Origin of the sequence: Rossellomorea aquimaris (genome assembly GCF_003315075.1) — a bacterium.
Classification (GTDB): Bacteria; Bacillota; Bacilli; order Bacillales; family Bacillaceae_B; genus Rossellomorea; species Rossellomorea aquimaris_C.
In genome coordinates this window covers 291209-313242 of record NZ_QNRJ01000003.1, presented here as the reverse complement: position 1 = coordinate 313242, position 22034 = coordinate 291209, and the positions used below count along the sequence as shown (strand labels likewise).

The 22034-nt window shown below is 46.4% G+C and carries 20 protein-coding genes; 7 read left to right on the top strand and 13 right to left on the bottom strand.

Annotated features, from left to right (window positions below):
- Positions 1 to 10 precede the first annotated feature (10 nt).
- The 3 genes from DET59_RS06155 to DET59_RS06145 form a co-directional block, all read right to left on the bottom strand.
- Positions 11 to 1132 carry an NADH-dependent flavin oxidoreductase gene (locus DET59_RS06155; protein WP_113968720.1) on the bottom strand — a complete coding sequence of 374 codons (1122 nt, stop codon included), beginning with the start codon at positions 1130 to 1132 and terminating at the stop codon, positions 11 to 13.
- Between the two features lie 262 nt (positions 1133 to 1394).
- Complete coding sequence (gene rlmD, locus DET59_RS06150) at positions 1395 to 2792, bottom strand: 23S rRNA (uracil(1939)-C(5))-methyltransferase RlmD (RefSeq protein WP_113968719.1); 1398 nt, start codon at positions 2790 to 2792, stop codon at positions 1395 to 1397.
- A gap of 15 nt (positions 2793 to 2807) precedes the next feature.
- Positions 2808 to 3677, bottom strand: a complete 870-nt coding sequence (locus tag DET59_RS06145; protein WP_113968718.1) for a DNA-3-methyladenine glycosylase family protein — start codon at positions 3675 to 3677, stop codon at positions 2808 to 2810.
- A 172-nt stretch (positions 3678 to 3849) separates the two neighbouring features.
- Between DET59_RS06145 and DET59_RS06140 the strand changes: the two genes are divergently transcribed.
- A complete protein-coding gene (locus DET59_RS06140; protein ID WP_142675565.1) occupies positions 3850 to 4296 on the top strand; it encodes a DUF4362 domain-containing protein in 447 nt (148 codons plus the stop codon).
- A gap of 61 nt (positions 4297 to 4357) precedes the next feature.
- Here the strand turns inward: DET59_RS06140 and pdaA are convergent, their stop codons facing one another.
- From pdaA to DET59_RS06115, 5 genes are all read right to left on the bottom strand, one after another.
- A complete protein-coding gene (pdaA, locus tag DET59_RS06135; RefSeq protein WP_113968793.1) occupies positions 4358 to 5110 on the bottom strand; it encodes a delta-lactam-biosynthetic de-N-acetylase in 753 nt (250 codons plus the stop codon).
- A 231-nt stretch (positions 5111 to 5341) separates the two neighbouring features.
- A complete protein-coding gene (locus DET59_RS06130; RefSeq protein WP_113968716.1) occupies positions 5342 to 5908 on the bottom strand; it encodes a DUF4825 domain-containing protein in 567 nt (188 codons plus the stop codon).
- 120 nt (positions 5909 to 6028) lie between these two features.
- Positions 6029 to 7585, bottom strand: coding sequence for a fumarate hydratase (locus DET59_RS06125; protein ID WP_113968715.1), 1557 nt, complete (start codon positions 7583 to 7585; stop codon positions 6029 to 6031).
- Positions 7586 to 7669: 84 nt separating this feature from the next.
- Complete coding sequence (locus DET59_RS06120) at positions 7670 to 8116, bottom strand: GNAT family N-acetyltransferase (protein WP_113968714.1); 447 nt, start codon at positions 8114 to 8116, stop codon at positions 7670 to 7672.
- 195 nt (positions 8117 to 8311) lie between these two features.
- On the bottom strand, positions 8312 to 8494 hold the full coding sequence (locus tag DET59_RS06115) for an SE1561 family protein (RefSeq protein ID WP_034761313.1): 183 nt from the start codon (positions 8492 to 8494) through the stop codon (positions 8312 to 8314).
- Positions 8495 to 8608: 114 nt separating this feature from the next.
- Here DET59_RS06115 and yfkAB point away from each other — a divergent pair, with 114 nt between their 5' ends.
- Complete coding sequence (gene yfkAB / locus DET59_RS06110) at positions 8609 to 9736, top strand: radical SAM/CxCxxxxC motif protein YfkAB (protein ID WP_113968713.1); 1128 nt, start codon at positions 8609 to 8611, stop codon at positions 9734 to 9736.
- 175 nt (positions 9737 to 9911) lie between these two features.
- Here yfkAB and DET59_RS06105 read toward each other — a convergent pair whose 3' ends face one another.
- From DET59_RS06105 to cax, 4 genes are all read right to left on the bottom strand, one after another.
- Complete coding sequence (locus DET59_RS06105; protein WP_113968712.1) at positions 9912 to 10097, bottom strand: hypothetical protein; 186 nt, start codon at positions 10095 to 10097, stop codon at positions 9912 to 9914.
- Positions 10098 to 10202: 105 nt separating this feature from the next.
- Positions 10203 to 11054, bottom strand: coding sequence for a YfkD famly protein (locus DET59_RS06100; RefSeq protein WP_113968711.1), 852 nt, complete (start codon positions 11052 to 11054; stop codon positions 10203 to 10205).
- 229 nt (positions 11055 to 11283) lie between these two features.
- The gene (locus DET59_RS06095) at positions 11284 to 13239 is read right to left on the bottom strand and encodes a transthyretin-like family protein (protein ID WP_142675564.1); all 1956 of its coding nucleotides are present in this window, start codon (positions 13237 to 13239) and stop codon (positions 11284 to 11286) included.
- A 125-nt stretch (positions 13240 to 13364) separates the two neighbouring features.
- Positions 13365 to 14420, bottom strand: coding sequence for a calcium/proton exchanger (cax, locus tag DET59_RS06090; RefSeq protein ID WP_113968709.1), 1056 nt, complete (start codon positions 14418 to 14420; stop codon positions 13365 to 13367).
- Between the two features lie 90 nt (positions 14421 to 14510).
- Here cax and DET59_RS06085 point away from each other — a divergent pair, with 90 nt between their 5' ends.
- Positions 14511 to 14930, top strand: coding sequence for a pyridoxamine 5'-phosphate oxidase family protein (locus tag DET59_RS06085; protein ID WP_113968708.1), 420 nt, complete (start codon positions 14511 to 14513; stop codon positions 14928 to 14930).
- Positions 14931 to 15223: 293 nt separating this feature from the next.
- On the opposite strand, the gene DET59_RS06080 is transcribed toward DET59_RS06085, so the two are convergent.
- Positions 15224 to 15607, bottom strand: coding sequence for an OsmC family protein (locus DET59_RS06080; RefSeq protein WP_113968792.1), 384 nt, complete (start codon positions 15605 to 15607; stop codon positions 15224 to 15226).
- A 129-nt stretch (positions 15608 to 15736) separates the two neighbouring features.
- Between DET59_RS06080 and DET59_RS06075 the strand changes: the two genes are divergently transcribed.
- The 4 genes from DET59_RS06075 (at position 15737) to DET59_RS06060 (ending at position 21999) form a co-directional block, all read left to right on the top strand.
- A complete protein-coding gene (locus DET59_RS06075) occupies positions 15737 to 16921 on the top strand; it encodes an MFS transporter (protein ID WP_113968707.1) in 1185 nt (394 codons plus the stop codon).
- 213 nt (positions 16922 to 17134) lie between these two features.
- On the top strand, positions 17135 to 19051 hold the full coding sequence (locus DET59_RS06070; protein WP_113968706.1) for a heavy metal translocating P-type ATPase: 1917 nt from the start codon (positions 17135 to 17137) through the stop codon (positions 19049 to 19051).
- Between the two features lie 506 nt (positions 19052 to 19557).
- On the top strand, positions 19558 to 21192 hold the full coding sequence (locus tag DET59_RS06065) for a PTS transporter subunit IIBC (protein WP_113968705.1): 1635 nt from the start codon (positions 19558 to 19560) through the stop codon (positions 21190 to 21192).
- Positions 21193 to 21195: 3 nt separating this feature from the next.
- A complete protein-coding gene (locus DET59_RS06060; RefSeq protein WP_113968704.1) occupies positions 21196 to 21999 on the top strand; it encodes an endonuclease/exonuclease/phosphatase family protein in 804 nt (267 codons plus the stop codon).
- Positions 22000 to 22034: the final 35 nt, after the last annotated feature.

Below are 22034 nucleotides of genomic sequence, written 5' to 3'. Positions count from 1 at the left end.
GACTGACTCCCTACACTCCCGGGAACCAGCCAGGCGTATTCACAATTGCATTCCATAACGGATCGGGAACGACCAATTCTTCCTGTTTCCCCTTATCGATCTCCGTTACAATGTCATCTTCTCTTCCATCTTCTATCTTCTTCAGCCAATCGGGATCAATGATCAGTTCACGACCAAGGGCCAATAGCGGAACGCCAGTACTGAACGCTTTATGTGCATCGTCGGCAGAGTAGATGGAACCTACACCAAGCAGTGGTGTACGGTCACCGATGGTTTCCAATAGATAATCCATTCTTGTTTTCTCAACGTCCTCCACGCCTCTTCTTGGCTTCGAAAAGAACTCGAACAGGGAAACGTGAAGATAATCAAGGTCCTTGTCTGCAAGGGCATCTACAAGGGTAAGGGTGTCACCCATCGTGAACCCATTGTCTTCAGGCTCCTCAGGTGAGAAACGGTATCCAACGAGGAACGATGGATCCGCATGCTCAGCGGCCACACTCTTCACCTTATCCACGATGGCAAGCGGGAACGTCATCCGTTTTTCCAGGCTGCCCCCATAACGGTCATCACGACGATTTGTCATCGGGGAGAAGAATTGATGGATCAGATAACCGTTCGCTCCGTGGATCTCCACGCCATCATATCCCGCTTCAATCGCTCGGCGGGTCGTCTCACCGAAGGCATCGATGATATTATCGATTTCTGCTTCCGTTAACGCTCTGGCTTTCTTCTCTCCGTTCTCACTCATTATGTCACTGGCACTCACAACATCCCCGTCTGGAACCAAATCAGGCGGGCATTGTACACCTCCGTGGAAAATCTGCAGGACGGCTTTTGCACCTTGGTCCTTGATTCCCTTTGCCAAACGTTCAAGGCTCGGGATCATTTCATCGGAGTCCCCGCCGAACTCACCCGGGAATCCCTTTCCATCAGGCGTGACATATGTGCAGGCCGTGATCACCATGCTGACATCTTTTGAACGTCTTGCATAGTAGTTGACCTCTGCATCCGTTACGTTACCCTGCTCATCAGACGAGAAATTCGTCATCGGTGCCATGATGATGCGGTTCTTTAATTCGACTCCGTTTTTGAATGTATAGGGAGATAATAGCTCTTTATATTTGTTGTTCATGATTTTGCCTCCTTGTGGTTGTTCAAGGGACATCTTAATAGATAAACAGGCTTATTGACCAGACATCTGCTTGGAGGATGTGCCGATGTGATCTAAAATGGGCATCCCTCAATGATTGAGGGATGCCCAGGATTTTGCTTTAGAGTGTGGTTTTAAGCAGGTATTCAAAAAAATTCTTCACCGCTTCATGAGAGAAGTCGATGTCACATGTATTTTCTGCGCTGACCGTGAACGTGTCAAATTCATCGTCGATATCAAGGTTTTATTTTAGAATCAGCTTCGCCACAACTTCTACGTGCGCAGTCTGCGGGAACATATCCACCGGCTGCAAATACTCCACCCGATACTGCTTCTTCAAATAATCGATATCCTTGGCGAGGGTCGATGGGTTGCAGGATACATACACGAATGTCTTCGGTTTTACTTCTTTCAGCGTATCAAGAAGCTTGTTGTCGCAACCGGTTCGTGGCGGATCGACCACGACCACATCCGGACGCCAGCCTTCGTTTTTCCATTTTGGCATGAGGGTTTCGGCACCTCCGACGAAGTATTCAGCGTGATCGACTCCGAACTTCTTGGCGTTCTTCTTCGCGTCATCGATTCCTTCCTTGATGACATCCATTCCGCGGATTTCTTTGGTTCCATCAGCAAGCCATAATCCGATGGTTCCGACGCCACAGTAGGCATCGACGACTTTTTCTTCACCTGTAAGGGCCGCTGCTTTCTTCGCTTCATTATATAACTTACTCGTCTGGATCGGGTTGAGCTGGAAGAACGCACGTGCGGATAGTTCGTAGGTGAACTCTTCCAGGCGTTCTTCGATGCTTTCTTTTCCGGACAAATGGATTGTTTCATCCCCAAATACGAGTGCCGTTTTTTTCGGGTTGATGTTTTGGGCGATGGAGACGACTTCCGGAAGTCGTTTCTGGATCTCGTTGATCAGCAATTCCTTGCGGGGGATTTTTTTCTCAGACGTCACGAGTACGACCTGAACTTCCCCTGTTTCAAAGCCGACACGGGTGACGATCGTTTTCAGGATCGGCTTCTTCTTTTTATCATCAAAGACAGGGATGTTGAAGTCGTTGATGATGCGCTTGATTTCGGTTGTCACTTTATTTGTCAGCGGGTGCTGAACGATACACTCATCGATGTCGATCAGCTTGTTAGAGTTCATGCTGTATAGGCCTGCGATGGCCTTGCCGTGTTGGATCCCCACTTGGAATTGGCTTTTGTTCCGGTAGTGCCATGGATTGTCCATTCCAATCGTCGGACGGATGTCCAAGTCTTCCAATCTAAGCTTCGTGTGACGCTCGAGAGATTGAAGCAGGATGTCCCGTTTGGCATCCAGTTGTCCTTCATATGAGAGATGCTGAAGCTGGCAGCCTCCGCACTGCTCGTATACCGGGCATGGAGCTTTGGTACGCTGTGGTGACTTCTTCCGTATCTTTTTGATGCGGGCTTCGGTGAATTTCGGGTGGACCTTGGTCACTTCGACGACCACTTCTTCTCCGGTCAGTGCTCCAGGTACGAAGACGATCTTTCGTTTAAAGAAACCGACTCCTTCACCGTTGATGCCGATTTTTTTTATGGTCAGAGGAAACTGTTGTTTCAGCTCGATTTTCACTTCATTATGTTGCTTTTTCTCGTATTGCTTTTTCATTGGTTCACGTCCGTTCTATTCGATACTTCTCCATAAATACAAGGATGCATAGCTTAAATAAGGATGCCAGGATGTGCTGAATTGGTCAAGCTCATCCATGGTCGGTTTTTGATCCATTTGGAATAATTTCTTGACGGCATTTTGGATGCCGATATCCGCTTTCGGGAAGAGATTCGGCCGACCGAGTCCGAATAACAGAAAGCTTTGGGCTGTCCATGGGCCGATGCCCCGGATTTTGGTAAGTTCCTTGATCACTTCTTCGTCCGGCTGCTCGGCCAGTTTGTCCAGGTCCAGTTCGCCGTTCGATACCTTTTGCCCGATGCCGATCGCATATTCCGCTTTCCGCTGACTGAATTGCAGCTCCCGCAGTTCTTCCACAGTGAGCCCGGCGACTATTTCCGGTGATGGATAGAACCAGACCCCATCCTTTTGCCAGCCATATTTTGTGACAAAACGATGGGTCAGGGTGAAGGCAAATTTCAGGTTCAGCTGCTGATGGACGATGCTTTTGATAATCGTTGCAAACGGGTCGAATTCCAAGATGATGGGCGTCCCGATATGCTCCTCGAAAATGGGCTTCAGGTCGGTCTGCAGGAAGTGCTCATGCATGTCCCGGAGACCGGTGTGCCACTGGAAAATGTCCGAGATTCGGCTCTGCTTCTCTTCAAGATTTTCTTCATTTTCAAACGTCATGCTGAACTCAGGCTGATCCGTGGTGCCTGTCGCCTGAACCTTGATGACCTCCCCTTTCCCATCAGAGAGATAGTAGGGAACCTTCACGCTTCGGTCTTCCTGATCCACTGCGTTCAACGGATCCAGCGCCAGCCTCTCCAGTACCCGGTCAAAATCATACGGACCTTCAACCTTAACATTCCTTATCACCATCATCCTCATCCTTCCGCACAAAACTTGTATGTGTATTATAGCATACCGTCGGTGTAACACCTCAACGTTGTCGTTCGTCTAATACAATAGCTGAGGGACGGACCTCTGAAAGTATGGGGGCTGAAGTACAGGGACGGACCTCATGGAATTTCTGAAAGGGATGATGTAATTGGTGAAGAGATGGATGATGGCTGGTTTGTTCCTTTTATTCTGTGTGGGTGGTTGCGGGGAGCCCGGCAATCAGGTGGAGACTCAAGCGGGGAAACAAGCGGGGGCTTATGAGCCTGTGGAGACAGATATAGTGAATACTCATGGGAATGTAGAGAATATGGAGAGGTTTGAAGAGTTTTATCAGAATGTGGTGGATGATGTGGAGGATCGCATTCGGATTGTTTCTTATACAGAAGAAGGTGATCCTATTTTGCACGACCTCGAGTTTGACGGGAATGTCCTTCATTCCGTAAGGGACTCACGGCGGGATACGTTCGGTAATGGTGAGATTGTAAAGATGTCCTGTGAGAATATCGAGTATGTACAAAACGGGGAAATGGCGGACCATATGTATAGGTTGGCCGATTGTGACCGGAAAGATGCCGATGACAGTGTGCTTTGGTATTAAAGAGTTGAGGGACGGACCTCATTTCCTAGGACCAGGTCCTAGGAATGAAGGTCCGTCCCTCTTATTTTTTCATCATTGGATGTTCATCCAGGCTTTTGAAGGTGTAGCCTCTTTTCTTTAGGTCCTTTATGGATTTTTCCATGGCGTCTGCGTTGTCTTTGGAGACGGAGTGCAGAAGGATGATCGCGCCTGGGTGGGCTTGGGCCATGATATTGTCGTACGAGTATTGCCATCCTCTTTGCTGATCGGTTTTCCAATCGATAAAGGCGAGGGACCAAAAGACGTGAGTGTAACCTTCCTCTTTCGCAATTTGGAGAGTGCGTTCAGAGAATACACCTCTTGGGGGACGCAGGTAGTTCATTTCTTTCTGACCTGTCAGTTCCTTCGTTTTCACTTTTACTTTTTGCAGCTCTTCCCGGATTTTTTGATCCGAGCTTGCCGTGAAGTCCGGGTGATGCCAGGAATGGTTCCCGACGATATGCCCTTCTTTCACCATGCGCTTGACCAGATCTTCAGCGCTAAGTAAATAGTGACCTGTCACGAAGAAGGTCGCCGGTACTTTTTCCTGTTTCAAGACATCAAGGATCTGACCTGTGTAGCCATTTTCATACCCGTTATCAAAGGTCAGATACAGGACTTTTTTATCCGGTGATCCTTTGTAAAAAGCATCATATTTCTCAAGCAGCCGATCATGCTGAGTTCCTGCTTCTGCAGGAACTTCATTCTGACTCTTCTTAAATCCCCAGCCAATCGGATTATTCGAAACTGCATAAGCTTGTGCAGGGATGAGTAATACTAAGATTGACGCTATCATCAACACTTTTAGTGAATTCCGCAAAATTGAACCCTTCTTTCACTTCCGTTTCCCTTAGTTTTTGAGAATGGGGAGGATTCATGTGTACTAAAAGTATCCATATATGGGTGTGATGATGTGAATTTTTGTTTTGCAGCAAAGATTTGTTGCGGTACCTTCAATGTTTGTCGCGGCACTTATCAACACTTGCTGCGCCAAATTGTGAACAGACAAGCTCTAAAGGTCCGTCCCTCACTCAAAAAACGTCTGATACTTCGTGGCCATTTCGGTTAGTTTTCCGTTGTGTTCATCGATGAATTGAGATACGATTTTTTTATCCCAGATGGCTTGGCCAGTTGGGAATTCTTCAAATTCATCCTGGAGGTTCTTGACCATTTTTTCCCTTGAAACGGATACCATGGATTCGTCTACTTGGAAGTGATATTCCTCTGCATTCGGAACGAGAAGGGTCAGGTAGATGGCGTTGTAATAAAAGTTCTTCCGGTCGGCATGATTACCATCAAACCAAAACTCATTCACTTCACTTTGAGTGAGGCTCTCTTCTTTATGGCCATAGGTCACCTTCACCATTTCCCCTGAAAGATCGATCTCCTGAATCGTTTCCCCCCCGGGCAATTCCTGAAGGATCGCACTGACTTTGGAGTTATCCCCCACATAGGTTCCACTGTTTTCTTTTAACGTATCAACGTTCACATCTTTAATGGAAGTGATATTCGATTTTTCACTATTGCTTGCACACCCTGTTAAGAACACCATCAAGGAAAGAAACAACATGCTCACTAATTTATTGAAAATCATCGTAGCCCTCCAGATCCTGTTTGTATGTAATACGAAAAATAGTCTTTATGGTTTCATATTTTAACATAAATACCCAATAGAAAAACCACCCCGCAACTTTAACGAGGTGGTTCCATTTCCTTATTTAAAAACAGGCTCTTTAAACTGAGCTAATTTTTCCAATGACGATTTATCCACTTCTTCATGCAGGCTGTTACCATGGGAATCCATCGTCACAACCGCTGTGAAGCCTTCCACATTCAGGTGCCACATCGCTTCTGGAATACCGAACTGCATCAGATCCACTCCGTCTACACCCTTGATACAATCTGCATAGTACTGAGCCGCTCCACCGATGGCATTCAGGTACACTCCGCCGTGATCTTTCAAGGCAGCAAGGGTTTTCGGACCCATTCCGCCTTTTCCGATGACCGCCCGGATACCGAAACGCTTCATGATATCCCCTTGATAAGGCTCCTCGCGAATCGATGTCGTCGGACCAGCCGCTTTCACGTGCCAGTTGCCCTCATCGTCCTTCAGCATGACCGGACCACAGTGATAGATGATTTGACCGTCAAGATCAACCGGTGCATCGTTGTCGCTCAAGTGTTTATGGATCGCGTCACGGCCGGTGTACATACGGCCGTTGATATGAACCACGTCTCCCACTTTCAGCTCACGGATTTTTTCTTCGGTAATCGGTGCTTCCAGTACGACTACGTTTGGCTGTTCCCCGGAAGAAGCCGCTGCCGTTTCAAGCTCGGCCTCTGATCCTTGAGTCAGGTCGATTTTCTCGCCTTCCTGGTAGAACCATTCGTCGATACCGCCCGATTCCACATCAAGCTTCACCCCTAAACGACGGAATGCCCAGCAGTTATACGCAACGGATACGAAGAAGCTGGCAGGAATGCGGTTCATTACACCAACCTTACATCCTAGCAGAGTCGTTTCGCCGCCGAATCCCATCGTGCCGATTCCAAGCTCATTTGCATGGTCCATCACATACTCTTCCAACTTGCGAAGATCTTCATTCGCATTCACATCATCAACGGAACGGAATAGTTGTTCTTTTGCCAGGTCATAGCCTGAAGAACGGTCTCCCCCGATTCCAACGCCGATGAAGCCGGCACTGCAGCCTTGTCCCTGGGCCTGATACACCGAATGCATCACGCATTTACGGATTCCATCCAGGTCACGTCCGGCACGGCCCAGCCCTTCAAGTTCACACGGAAGGCTGTACTGGATGTTTTTATTTTCACAACCGCCACCTTTTAAGATCAGACGCGCATCGATATAATCCTTTTCCCACTGCTCGAACTTGATGACCGGTGTCCCTAAGCCCAGATTGTCCCCTGAGTTTGCCCCAGTCAATGAATCAACGGAGTTTGGACGAAGCTTCCCGTCCTTCGTCGCCTGTACCATGGCAGCATAGATCGCTTCTTTGATTTCAAGCTGATTCACGCCGACGGGTGTTTTTATTTTAAAAGTCGGAAGTCCCGTATCTTGACAAATCGGTGATACATTGTCATCCGCCATCTTTACGTTATTTGAAATCGTGTCCAAGCTCATCGCCGAACGCGTACCGGCGTTCTCACGGGCTTTCGCCGACCGGATCGCACGTCTGACATCCTTTGGCAGGTTCGTGGATGTTTCCACAATCAAATCGTACATACTTTGCTGTAATGTCTCTTTATTCATCGTTCTCCCCCTCTAAAGATCTCAATAACAGTCTTAATTTTCATACATCATTATACTCCTATAAGAATAAGATTGAAAGGGATTTCACAATGGAATTTCCTTCTCGAAATAACATGAAACATCGTCTTCATCCTTATAGATGTACCCGTTGTTTTGGTAAAATCGGATGGCATCCGACCACTGTTTGTTCGTTTCGAGGATGAGGCTGCGAGCCCCAAGGGAGTGTGCTTTTTCTTCCAGAAATTTGAGCATGATGCACCCGAGACCACGTTTCCTGTAGGGGGATTGGACTGACATCCTCACAATCTGATACGTGTGGGGTGATTCTTTTCGGATGGCGCCTGTGCAGATGATGTCGTCACCCTCTCTTCCTACAAAAAAATGATGTTGCATGCCGTCATACTCTACGGATATGTCCTGAATATCTGGATTCAAAGTGTGATCGATGAGTCCGAATCGCTCGAGGAAACCGGACAGGATCACATCTTTAGCTGCCTGGCATTGGTGTTTTTCGATGGGTGTGATGATCATGGGGATTGCTCGCTCCTTTAATATGGCTTTGTATTAAAGTTAGACGTTTATGCGGGGATTTCCTGCTTGTGCATGCTTGCCTTATGGGCTGCATATGATGGAGAGTGGGGTCATCGACCGATCTATTTTGAGGGACGGACCTTTCAAGGAAGGAGGTCCGTCCCTCAAAAAAAATAAGAGCCCCATCCAGGACTCCTACTCACTCTTTTTAAATTGCTCGCATTTTACTTCTATATCATCGATCATCGCAATAAGGCGATCGATATCGTCTATATCCGCTTGTTCGGGATCGATTGAGTCCAGAACGTCGACGAACAGGTTCAGGCGTTGTTTTAAATAGCTTACTTGTGAGTCTTTATCGTTGATTGCTTTACCCAAGAGTTCTCTCTCCTTTCAATACGTTTACTATGGTAACCAATAACTTTCGGATTGACAAGGGCTGGACGTTTCTCAATAATGAATAGGTGACTTACTTAAAAAGGAGCTTTTATAATGAAAACTGATACTCTCTCCAAGAAAATGTCGATTGACCATGACCCTTGGGAGGCTTACTTAGATGTGGATGAGCATGGTGATATCACGCTTTCCAATATAGAATTCACCACCACGACACTCTGTAACATGAGGTGCGAGCACTGTGCAGTCGGTTATACCCTGTCCCCGAAGGATCCAAGCGCCCTTCCCATTGAATTGATTCTCCAGAAGCTCGACGATATCAAAACACTTCGTTCCCTTAGTATTACCGGCGGAGAGCCGATGATGTCCAAGAAATCAGTTGAAAATTATGTCTTGCCATTACTGAAGTATGCACATTCCAGAGGCGTACATACCCAGATCAACTCAAATCTGACCCTGGATCTCGAACGCTACTTGATGATTGCCCCATACCTGGATGTGCTGCACATCTCGCACAACTGGGGAACGATCGATGAGTTCATCGACGTCGGTTTTGCCAATATGGAACGAAAGCCAACAAGGGAGCAGCGTCAGAAGCTGTTTGACCGCATGATTGAAAACAGCCGCGCTCTATCTCAAGAGGGAGTCCTCGTATCGGCAGAAACCATGTTAAATAAAAATACCCTGCCTTACCTGGAAAAAATCCACCGTCAGGTAGTAGACGAAATGAAGTGCGGTCGTCACGAAATTCACCCGATGTACCCTTCCGATTTCGCGTCAAGCTTAGAAACCCTTTCATTGGAAGAAACCAGGGAAGCCATCAGGGACATTCTTTCCTTCCGTGATGAAAACGTGTGGATGCTATTTGGAACACTTCCATTCTACCCTTGCAGCTCTTCACAGGAAGACTTGGATTTTCTGACGGAACTTTATGCTGCTAAAAATGTCAGCGTCCGTAATGACCCTGACGGCCGTTCTCGTCTGAATGTAAATATTTTCACCGGTGATGTCATCGTCACTGACTTCGGTGACACGCCACCACTCGGAAATATAGCGAAGGATACGCTTCCTGCCATTTTTGAAAAGTGGAAACAACAGCCTCTTGCGAAAGAGTTGAATTGCCACTGCCCGATGGCCCGATGCCTTGGACCAAATGTACTTGTGAAGTCTATGTATTATGGAGATGTTGACTTTTCGAAGCGTGAAGCGAGGATTTCTCGATAGAAATAGTATGGGGGCTCAAATCTGTTATGGATTTGGGCTTTTTGTATGAAAAATGGGATCCGAAACCAAGGTCCGTCCCTCCCATTCCATTTCCACTTCACTAACCCCAAAACCAAGGTCCGTCCCTCACCAAAAACCAAAAAAAAGCACAACGGACATTCATCCGGTGTGCTTCTTATCCGATTGGGCCGCGGTGGTTTTCTTTTACGGGTTGGTCCATTTTCTGTAGGGCCGGGTCCATTGCGTTGTATGGTTGATTCTTAAGGCTTTCGGCATATACTTTTGCTCTTTTCGCTCCGAACCAAATTCTTATTGCTGTGTACGCAATCAGGATCCCGCCAAAAATAAGTAGATACTCCATGATATCCCTCCTTTAATTCTGAATATTCTAATTATTATAACATATCAACGAAAATAATAAAAGAGTGAAATTAAGATTTACCCCATTTCACTCCTCTTTAAACATTTATCTTGGTGTTTCGCTTGCCATGAAGCCGAAGTGGACGTGATCCTGGACTGGAATCCAGGCTCCGACTCCTTGGGATGTAACATTTTTCACGACGACGGAGCGTTTAGTTCCCTTCATCACAAGGAACACTTCGCCGTAGGTCACTTTTCCTTTTTCATTGATCGCCGGAGCGTAGGCATAGAGGTAGCCAAGTCGCTTAGGTGAGATATTGTACACCTGATCCTTCTTCGTCCCTGCTCCTACAATGGTTTGGAATGCAAGGGGCAGCTTTGATTTATCCATGGCTTTGATGAGCATCATCTTTTCGACATCATCGGCGTGTGGGACTTTAGCCGTCAATCCACCCTTCACTACTTTTTGTGCTTCCTGGACGTAGTGAATTTGATAATTGGATTTGCCGCCGCGGTTATCGAAGTAGTTCGTGTTGACCTTTTGATACTCCCAGTTAGGAGAGGTCTCGGTTGAAGCATAGTTTAAAGGCCATTCCCCTAAATAGATCGTTGCCCGCAATCCAATGGTTGGTGCTTTATTCATGGTGGATTCATTCAGCATCCGGATCAGATTCGGGTTTTCAATTCTCACATTCGATGTTTCGATTAATTCCTGGGACCATTCGCTCGGTTGAAGATACGGTTGATCCTGGGTTGAATTGGGATACGTATTCTCCTTTGCAATGTTCAATACTGAGTTTGGGATCTTTACGCTGGTATCTTCAGTTGGTTTCGGAGTTTTCTCCGTCGTTTTTGGTGCTTTGTCATTTTCTTTTTTTGGACTATTTTCAGCGTGAATACCCGTTGTTGCAACGAAAAATGCGAGTATGACCATAAGAACAGTGCGCATGATTTTCATGTGTTGACTCCTTTCAAGCTTAAGGGTTTGCCGTTAGTTTTTCCTAGTTGAAAAAGCTTATCCCAAAAACTTTATTTGAAAGAATATTTACAAAATTCAACTACTATTTTATACTAAATTGAAAAGAAAACAGTCAGGCTTCTACCTGCAAAGCATACTGGCCTGTTTTCAATTATTCCTACATTCCCTAAAAAAGCAGGGGAGTTCATCATTGAACTCCCCTGCTTTTTTAATCATATTCGCAAGAGCACTCTTCCGGTGGACAGACACATTTGATGTGCACTTCATACGGCTTGGTGGAAATCTTCTTGCCATCCATGACGACATAAGCTTGGATTGAGATACGATCATGCATTCCGTATTCAGAAATGATTTTTGCTGAATAGTTTCCTTCCTCGTCTGTGATGGCAGGATTGGGTGCGATGACCCCCTTATAGTGCTCTTCTTTTACTTCAAAGTGAACCTTTATATCTTCAAGTGGCCTGGAGTCACACAGCACTCTCCCTGTGAGGCGTGCTCCTTTGCATCCCACATACGGCGGCACCTTAAATATCAGTTTCACTTCACTGCATTTCCGGCAGCCTGCATAAACAAAGGCTTTTTCTACAATTTCCTCATCCTCTATCACGATGCTTGCCGAATAGATAACGTCTTTGAACGGCGTGTTCGGCGGCACTTTCGCGTCACTGGTAAACCTGCCATGTTCATCTGTAGACACAACATGGGGGTCAAAGTGTAAAGTCGGACTGGACAACTTCACTTTTACATCATGCAAAGGTTTCTTGTCACAACATACTTTACCGCTCACTTTTCCACAGCAGTCTATTTCTTTTATATGATCCAGTTCAATGGTCGGTTCTTTGCATTGGCAATGGATTTTGACCGTTTTGATCATCGACTTGATCACTGTGTCACCAAATATGGTCGTCGCCTGAATCGATATGTCTTCAGATTTCCCCGATACTGGAGTGATCATCGTTTCATATTCACCATGCTCATTGGTCCGGGCAGGATTTGGATTCACTTCCACAGCACCTGGGGATGAATCTATGATCGCAATCTTGATTGCTGCATGTCGGATAGGGGTTCCGTCGCATGTTAATTGTCCGGTCAATTTAGTGCCTTTACAAGGGATGACCTCGCACGGCACTTCGAGAGTCAGTTTAGGCTTTTCACACTTGTTACAACCTGCAATGACTCGATCGGTGTCCGAAACTGTTTTTCCATCCACCTTTGCTTCCGCTTTATAGAAAGCGGACTGAAACTTTGTTCCGTTTTTCACTTTGACGACCGCTGAAAATTCTCCCTTCTCATTAGTCACTGGGACAGGCGGCTTATACTTCAGAATCGGGGAGCCGGTTAATGTTACCGGGACATTCGCCTGAGGTACGCCATCACAGGTAACTTTCCCACTCACGATGGCACGGCAATCGATTTTCTTTAAATTGGTTACCTTTATGTCCGGATTCTCACATTTGACGCATCGAACCTTCACTTCTCTCGTTTCCGAGGTAACCTTTTTACCTCCGAGTTTCGTTATTGCTGTAATGGTAATGGTCTCCTTCACATCAGGAAAAAGGACCAGGGTTGCCGTGAATTTCCCGTCACTCTGAGTAATCGCAGGATTTGGAGTGATCACGATACGCTTGGATGGTGATTCAATGATAAATGAAATGGCCGCATTCCCTATTGCCCTTCCATCGCATAATAGCCGTCCAGAAAGTTTTGCCCCCTTGCACCCGACCGGTTCCTTGATCGGATCCAGCATAAGTTCAGGATGTTTACATTTAATACAGTCCACTCTCACCGATATCGAATCCTTGATGGTTTTCCCGATGACCATTGCCGTTGCGGTCACGATTACGTTAGGTATGATCGAAGTACCCGGAGCCACAGTCACTCTCGTTGAAAACCGGCCGGTGCTGTCCGTGACAGGAGTCTCGTTATCAAAGACCAGTCCCGTGAAAGATGAAGACAATGTAACCGTGACACCTTGGAGGGGCTGATAATCACATAGCACTCTGCCGCTGATGATGCCTTCACAGCTGATCATTCCTTTTTGATCTAGTTGAATGATAGGATTTGTACACCCTTCAAAGGGAAAAATCCCGGGACATCCTCTGGGAGGTAAATCGATTTTACAATCAATGACTTTGCCTAAAATCGGTTTTTTCTTTTTTCTCACCATTCTCATTCCTTTGCACAAAAACTCTTCTGTTATCTTATTCAGGATTGAGTAGGCGGTTCACACGAATTTTCACGGGACAAAGAAAAGGCCCGACAGACTGACCTGCCGGGTTCTCCATTATATTATAGTAGATAAAATCCAATCCCCATGATGAAGTAGGCTGCCAAAAGGGTAAGACCCTCAAACCAGTTCGTCTCCCCGTCATTGGATATGACGATCGTGACAAGTACGGCTGATACCATGGCCACAAGCTCCGGTAACGTAAACACAAGCGGCATGCTCGTTTCGAAAAACAGTGAAATCAACACAAGAACCGGCGCTACAAACATCGCAATCTGCAAGGTCGATCCGACTGCAATCTCCACAGCGATATCCATCTTATTTTTATAAGCCATAATGATCGCCGACGCATGCTCAGCAGCATTTCCGACGATGGCTACGATGATGACCCCGATGAACAGTTCGCTCCAGCCGAACGTGTTCCCGACCTCTTCAAACGTATGAACGAGGCGTTCCGATACATAGGCAACGGCTGCAGTGGAAGCGGCAAGGATCAGCAACGCTTTCCCCTTACTCCACTCCGGCTCTTCATGAGCGTGCGCACCCTCTTCGCTTTCATGCTGATACACCCCGCGGTGAGTCACTAACTTGAAGAATAAGGCAAATAAATAAAGGGCGATTAAGATGACCGAAACACCGATGGAAAGGGTCATGGTCTTCGCTTCGTTCATATCCTGGGCGAATACTTCCGGAATCACGAATGCCACGATGATCGCAAACATGAGCAGCCCCGAGTTGTGGCGGGCATCAAACACATTGAACTTCTGACGTTTGAACTTGATTCCCCCAACAAAAAAGGACAAACCGGCAACTAAGAGCAGATTTCCAAGCACAGATCCCGTCAAGGACGCCAGCACGACGCCGATCAAACCAGCTTTTAACGCAAAAATAGAAATAATGAGTTCAACCGCGTTTCCAAAGGTCGCATTCAATAATCCGCCGATACGGGGTCCCGACACAACGGCCAAACTTTCCGTCGATCTTCCCATAAAAGCTGCAAGGGCAATGATCGTCACACAGTAGATCACGAACATGATGACATTCGGCCAATGAAGCAGTGAGCCGATGACCGAGATCGGAACTCCTGCAAATACAAGCAGTGCAAATACTTTATTCATCTGTAAGATCCTTCTTTCCTAAAGAAAATTTGTTTAAATCAAGGGAGATGAGACACATTATAGATAGAACCCAATTAGGAGGTACAACCCATGTCACAAACCTTAAAAGATAAGATCGTTGAGCTTTTTTCCCACCATAAAATCGGCACCCTTGCCACGATTCGCGACAACAAACCGTATTCACGCTTTATGATGTTTTACCATGAAGACCTTACACTCTACACCGCAACCAATGAGCATGCGCACAAAGCGGAAGACATCGCGCAGAACCCTCATGTTCATATCCTTCTGGGCCATGACCGCGATTCCGATCATGAACACTATGTAGAAATCGAAGCAGAAGCTTCCGTCGAAGAATCCAAAGAACTCAAAGAAAAATTCTGGAACGACCAACTCAAATCCTGGATCGCAAGCCCCGACGACCCGGAATACATGCTCCTCAAACTCACACCCAAAACCATCCTCTACTACGAAAAAACAGGCAAAGAACCACAAGAACTAAGCCTGTAGAGGGAACCTTGAAGAGGGACGGACCTCTAAATCAGATGAGAACCTTGATGTAGTGGGGTTTATGCTGAGATAGAGGTCCGTCCTTTACCATTTTACTGTATTGAGGGACGTACCTTCATCTGGGCTATAACCTTTATACAATGAGGCTTGTAGCTGTTTTGAGGTCCGTCCCTCATTACTTTACTGCACTGAAGGACGGACCTTCATCTAGTTATAAACCTTGATTCAATAGGCCTCATACTCCTTAAAGGTCCGTCCCTCATCGCCGTCCCTCATCGCTCTTTCTCAACGTCTTACTGCACTAACTCAAAGGTTTCTTCGATTTTGATGCTGTCTTGTACGGATTGGACCATGGAGCAGTTTTTGCGTGTGAGCTTCATGGCTTTTTCGATTTTGTTTTTGTCGAGGTCCGTCCCTCTGATGGTGAAGTGAAGGGAGATGGCTTCGACGCGGTTGGCTTCGGCTTCGTTACGGGTGACGTCTGCTTTGATATGTATGTCGTCAAATTCGATGCGCATTTTCTCCAGGACTTTTCGGAGGACTCCCCCGCTGCACACGGCTACGGATGAAACCAATAATTGGAATGGACGAAAGCCATACTCTTCGTTACCCGAAACCTCCAGCTTCCCAAACCCTAAATCTGTGTAAAATCCGCCTTCTTGCATGTTAAATTCCATTTTCACTTCATTCCTTCCTTATTATGTTAGTAGATGTTTTGATTTTACTCTATTCGTTTCGTATTGCCAAACATTGAAATTGGGGGTACCATCTAAGAAGTAATCATCAATGATTGGGAGTTTTTGCAAATGAATCAAACACTAACCTTCCGTTTCTGGGTCCTTGTCGGAATCGTCGCGATTTCGGGGTTCTCACAAGGGATGCTCCTTCCTTTAATCGCCATCATATTCGAACAGGACGGCGTTTCTTCCTCCTTGAACGGATTAAACGCAACCGCACTATATATAGGAATCTTACTCGCCTCTCCATTAATGGAAAGACCACTTCAGAAGATGGGATACAAACCGATGATCATCATCGGGGGAATCGTGGTGGCAGCGTCACTCTTACTGTTCCCGGTCTGGAAATCCTTCTGGTTCTGGTTCTTCCTGCGTCTTTGCATCGGAATCGGCGATCACATGCTTCACTTTGCCACCCAGACATGGATCACATCGTTTTCATCGAAAGAACATCGCGGACGTAACATATCCATCTACGGGGTCTCTTTTGGAGTCGGCTTTGCCGTCGGACCGATGATGACACAGCTCATCACCATCCATCAAGCACTGCCATTCATCATCTCTTCCTTATTAAGCCTGACCGTGTGGATGTTCGTCTTTAAATTACAAAACGAATTCCCCGACCAGCATAATATCGGCAGTGCCTCGTTCCTTGGATCTTTTCACCGTTTCGGAAAGGTTCTCAAGTATGCCTGGGTCGCCCTGCTGCCTCCATTGGGATACGGATTCCTGGAAGCTTCATTAAACGGGAACTTTCCTGTTTTCGCACTGCGAAACGGTCTTTCCATTGAAGCCGTCGCGATCCTCCTGCCTGCTTTTGCAGTAGGAAGCATCATATCCCAGGTTCCACTTGGAATTGTGAGTGACAAATATGGCAGACAAAATGTCCTGCTCATCGTCATGATGATCGGCTTCCTCTGCTTTTCTGCCGCAGGAATCGTCTCTGAATCCACCATTGGCCTATTTATCTGCTTTACTTTAGCCGGCATGGCCGTCGGATCGACTTTTTCACTCGGTATTAGTTATATGACGGATCTTCTGCCTAAAGAATTACTTCCTGCCGGTAACATCATGTGCGGAATCTTCTTCAGCTTTGGAAGCATGATCGGACCATTCGTAGGAGGGATCACGATCGACTGGTTTAAAGGCTCGAGTTTCTTCTATTTAATCGCATGCATGATGCTGATGATTTTTGTGAGCTTACTCGTCTTTTCCCTTCAAAATCGACGCAATGAAATAACCCAGAATAACTAGCACAAAACTCTTTCCATTCTCATATACATGTGATAGGATTAGATTATAATAATTATAAATTACTAACTTCATATAAAATCATCTAAGAGCACGTGCAGTTTTGCTGTCACCTTTCATTGGTGGCAGCTTTCGTCGTTTTATAAGGGTATTGACGTTGATTATTATTCTCAATGAGAATCCCGTATTTTCATTTAACTAAAGGAGGAATACGCTATGAGCTCACAATCCAAAGCCTTAACCATGGGGACACCTAATGAAAAAATTAACTTCTTTGAAAAAATAAAGACTCATGCAGAATTGATCGCCGCACTGGTCAGCGGTGTGTTTATTTTACTGGGATGGTTGACGTCTAACAACGACTCCACCTTAAGCATCACCTTCTATCTCCTCGCCTTTGCCATCGGCGGGTTCGCCAAAGCCAAAGAAGGAATCGAAGAAACCATTGAAAACAAAGAACTGAATGTAGAAATGCTGATGATTTTTGCCGCTGTCGGATCTGCCATCATCGGTTACTGGACAGAGGGCGCCATCCTCATCTTCATCTTCGCAGTCAGTGGCGCACTTGAAACGTATACCATGAACAAAAGTCAGAAGGAGATCTCCGCACTCATGCAGCTTCAACCTGAAGAAGCATGGCTCGTGACAGGATCTGGTGAAAAGAAAGTCCACGTTTCAAGTCTTGAGATCGGCGACCATATTTTAATTAAACCAGGTGAACGCGTGCCAACAGATGGTGTTGTCGTAAAAGGAACAACGTCCATCGATGAAGCAGCCATTTCAGGGGAAGCCGTCCCTGTAACAAAAGGTCAAACAGATGAAGTGTTCGCTGGAACGGTCAACATCAACGGTGCCATCACCATTGAAATGACCAAACCAAGCAGCGAAACCCTATTTCAGAAAATCATTGATCTCGTGCAATCAGCCCAAAGCGAAAAATCGCCTTCCCAGCAGTTCATCGAACGCTTTGAAGGAACCTATGTAAAAGTCGTGCTTGCCGTAGTCTTCCTGATGATGTTCGTTCCACACTTCTTCCTCGGATGGAGCTGGACAGAAACATTCTACCGGGCAATGGTCCTGCTTGTTGTGGCTTCACCTTGTGCACTGGTTGCCGCGATCACGCCAGCGAGTTTATCGGCCATTTCAAACGGTGCCCGTCACGGAATTCTTTTCAAAGGCGGCGCCCACTTGGAAAACTTAAGCAACATCAAAGCGATTGCCTTTGATAAAACGGGGACGTTGACGAAAGGAAAGCCAGTCGTGACCGATATAGTAGTTGCGAATCATGTGGATGAACGTGAAGTCATGGCTACCGTTGCTTCGATTGAAAACCAGTCGAATCATCCACTTGCTCAAGCCATCGTCCGCCACGCAACCCGCGAGTTAAACCTGGAACTCTCACAGCCTGATTCCCTCGAGGACGTATCCGGCTGGGGAGTCAGAGCGGTTGTGGACGGTGCCGAATGGAAAATCGGGAAAGCCGATTTTGTGGATAAAGTGTTAGCAGAACAATTTAAGGATGGTGCCTTTGGAAGAATCGCTTCTGAAGGAAAAACGACGGTCTTCGTTGCCAAAGAGAATGAAATTGTCGCATTGATCGCACTGAAAGATGTGATGCGTGAAGAAACCATTAAAGCTTTGCAGCTCCTGAAAGATGAAGGCGTCCAAACGATCATGCTGACAGGAGACAATGAAAAGACGGCCCGTGCCATTGCCGAAGAAGCCAAAGTTGCCTCCTTCATTGCCGAGTGCCTGCCGGAAACGAAAGTAGACGAACTGAAAAGGCTGAAACGCCAATTCGGCACGGTCGGAATGGTCGGGGACGGGATCAACGACGCGCCGGCACTTGCAACGGCCAACGTCGGAATCGCCATGGGTGAAGGAACCGATGTCGCCCTGGAAACAGCCGATGTGGTGTTGATGAAAAATGACCTTACCCGAATTGCGGAAGCGATTAAACTATCGAAAAAAATGAAGCGGATTGTGCAACAAAATGTAGTCTTCTCCATCGCTGTCATCATGCTGTTGATCGCGTCGAACTTCCTGCAAATCCTCGATCTCCCTTATGGAGTGATTGGGCATGAAGGTAGTACGATATTGGTCATCTTAAATGGTCTGCGATTGTTGAAATAATGGTGATAAGCATCCAATCTTGAGAGATCGGATGCTTTTTTCTTGAATACGCGGTGAATTCGTCAGGAATTAATTGAATTAGAATGTCGGCTCATCAATCCTCCGACACTTATCCACATCCTTATTCCATCCACAATGACTCCACCATTCCCCCCCTTAAAATTATCCACAATCCACAATCCATCCCTCCCTTCCATTCCTCCCCCTACTAAACAACCAGGGTAGTTATCCACTTTCCCTGCAACACCTCTTCCCCTACCAAGGTCCGTCCCTCCAGCTAATAATATTTTCCTAAAATAATATTTTGTTGTTGCTTTCTTGAAAGGGATATCATAAAATGTGTTTAGTTAGTGCAAACGGTTGCATCTATTTTCATGTTACATAGCACTCTAATGATGAAGAGGCACCCATCAGCATTTCATTTAATCTGAAATGTAAACGCACACATGTCATTCCATGTAAAATATATAGACAAATAGATTGATATTTAAGGAGGAAACGGGTTTATGAAGAATTTATTGTCGTTTGATTTTTGGCAGAAGTTCGGGAAAGCATTGCTTGTGGTAGTGGCCGTCATGCCAGCTGCAGGGATCATGATTTCCCTCGGTAAGTTGATTGCGATGATGGGTGGAGACATCACATTAGTGCAAACGATTGCAAGAGTAATGGAGGATATCGGTTGGGGAGTCATCACCAACCTTCACATCCTGTTCGCCGTGGCCATCGGTGGCTCGTGGGCGAAAGAACGTGCGGGCGGTGCCTTCGCTGCATTGATCGCCTTCGTCCTGATCAACCGTATTACCGGAGCGATCTTCGGAGTTAATGGAGATATGCTCGGTGATCCCGAAGCAACGGTCTCTTCTCTTTTCGGACAAACATTAGTGGTTTCTGATTACTTCACATCGGTTCTTGGTGCACCTGCTTTAAACATGGGTGTATTCGTCGGAATCATCTCCGGTTTCTTAGGAGCCAATCTGTTCAACAAATATTATAACTACAGTAAATTACCCGATGCCCTTTCCTTCTTTAATGGAAAACGTTTCGTACCATTTGTTGTGATCGTTGGCTCCATCGTCATTGCTGTCATCATGGCGATTGTATGGCCAGTCATCCAGGGGTTACTGAATGACTTCGGTCAATGGATCGCAACTTCCCGGAACACGGCACCAATCATTGCGCCATTTGTATTCGGTGCATTAGAGCGTCTATTATTACCATTCGGTCTGCATCATATGTTAACGGTTCCAATTAACTACACGGAACTCGGCGGAACTTACAAAATCCTGACTGGTTCAGGTGCAGGTTCGACGGTTGCCGGTCAAGATCCACTATGGCTTGCCTGGATCGCTGACTTAAACAACTTCCTGGCTGCAGGAGATACAGAAAGCTACAAGCAATTATTGAATGACGTGACACCTGCCCGCTTCAAAGTAGGTCAAATGATTTTATCCACAGCTGCCCTGATCGGTATCGCTTATGCCATGTACCGCAATGTGGATAAAGACAAGAGGAAGAAATACAAATCGATGTTCCTATCAGCTGGTTTAGCTGTATTCTTAACAGGTGTTACAGAACCAATCGAATTCATGTTCATGTTCGCAGCCCCACTTTTATACGTTGTATATGCCATCATGACGGGACTTGCTTTCGCGATTGTGGATATCGTCAACATCCGCGTTCACTCTTTCGGATCCATCGAACTGTTGACCCGTGTTCCGATGATCCTCAAAGCCGGTCTATGGGTCGACCTTGTGAACTTCGTGATTGCTTGTATCGTATTCTTTGCTCTTAACTTTACGGTTGCCAATTTCTTGATCAAAAAGTTCAACTTCCCGACACCGGGTCGTAATGGTAACTATATTGAAGATGAAGCTGCAACCGGCGGCGGTACCGTAAGTGCCGATTCCATCGCTCCGAAAGTCGTTGCCATGCTTGGCGGTAAAGACAACATCGTAGACGTGGATGCATGTATGACCCGCCTTCGTGTAACAGTAAAAGACACAAGCCTTGTCGGGACTGAACAGGATTGGAAGAAAAACGGAGCATTGGGACTCATCCTGAAAGACAAAGGCGTACAAGCCATCTATGGTCCGAAAGCAGACGTCATCAAGTCTGACATTCAAGATCTGCTGGGAGCGTAAGACATGAAATTACTCACGTTGAATGGTCACTCATGGCAAGAAGACAACCAACTCGAAAAAATCTCGATCCTGGCCACTGACATCGCGGATAAATCCTATGATGTCATCGCCTTGCAGGAAGTCAGTCAGCTGATCGAAAGTGAACCAGTGGAGGGCTTAGTTAAAAAAGACAATTTTGCCCTCGTCCTTCTTGGGGAATTGGAGAAATGCGGCGTGACGGATTACACACTCGTCTGGGACTTCGCTCATATCGGGTACGACGTCTATGAAGAAGGCGTGGCGATATTGACGAAGCACCCGGTCATAGAAGAACACCGCTTCTTCATCTCAAAAAGCCATGACCCATCCTACTGGAAAACCCGGAAGATCGTAGGGGCCACGATTTCATATGAAGGAAAGCCCCTCACCTTCTACTCCTGCCACCTCGGCTGGTGGACGGACGAAGAAGAACCGTTCAAGTTTCAGGTTGATTCCTTGATGGAGCAAGTCACCCCTGAATTCCCCTACTTTTTAATGGGGGACTTCAACAACAATGCATGGGTTCGTGAGGAAGGATACGATTATCTTCTTTCAAAAGGACTTGTCGACACATTTGATGAGGCTGCAGAACGGGGCCTCGGCGTCACCGTTGAAGGGAAGATTGCCGGTTGGGATGAGAATAAGGTCGATTTAAGGATTGATCTTGTACTGTCCAGTGAGAAAGTGGACGTCAGGTCGTCCCGGGTCATTTTTAATGATGTGAATAAGCCTGTAGTTTCAGATCACTTCGGGGTTGAAGTGGTTTTGGATGACGGGAAAAGCAGCTGATCTTGGATTGGGTGGTTATAATGGGGGGGCTATTT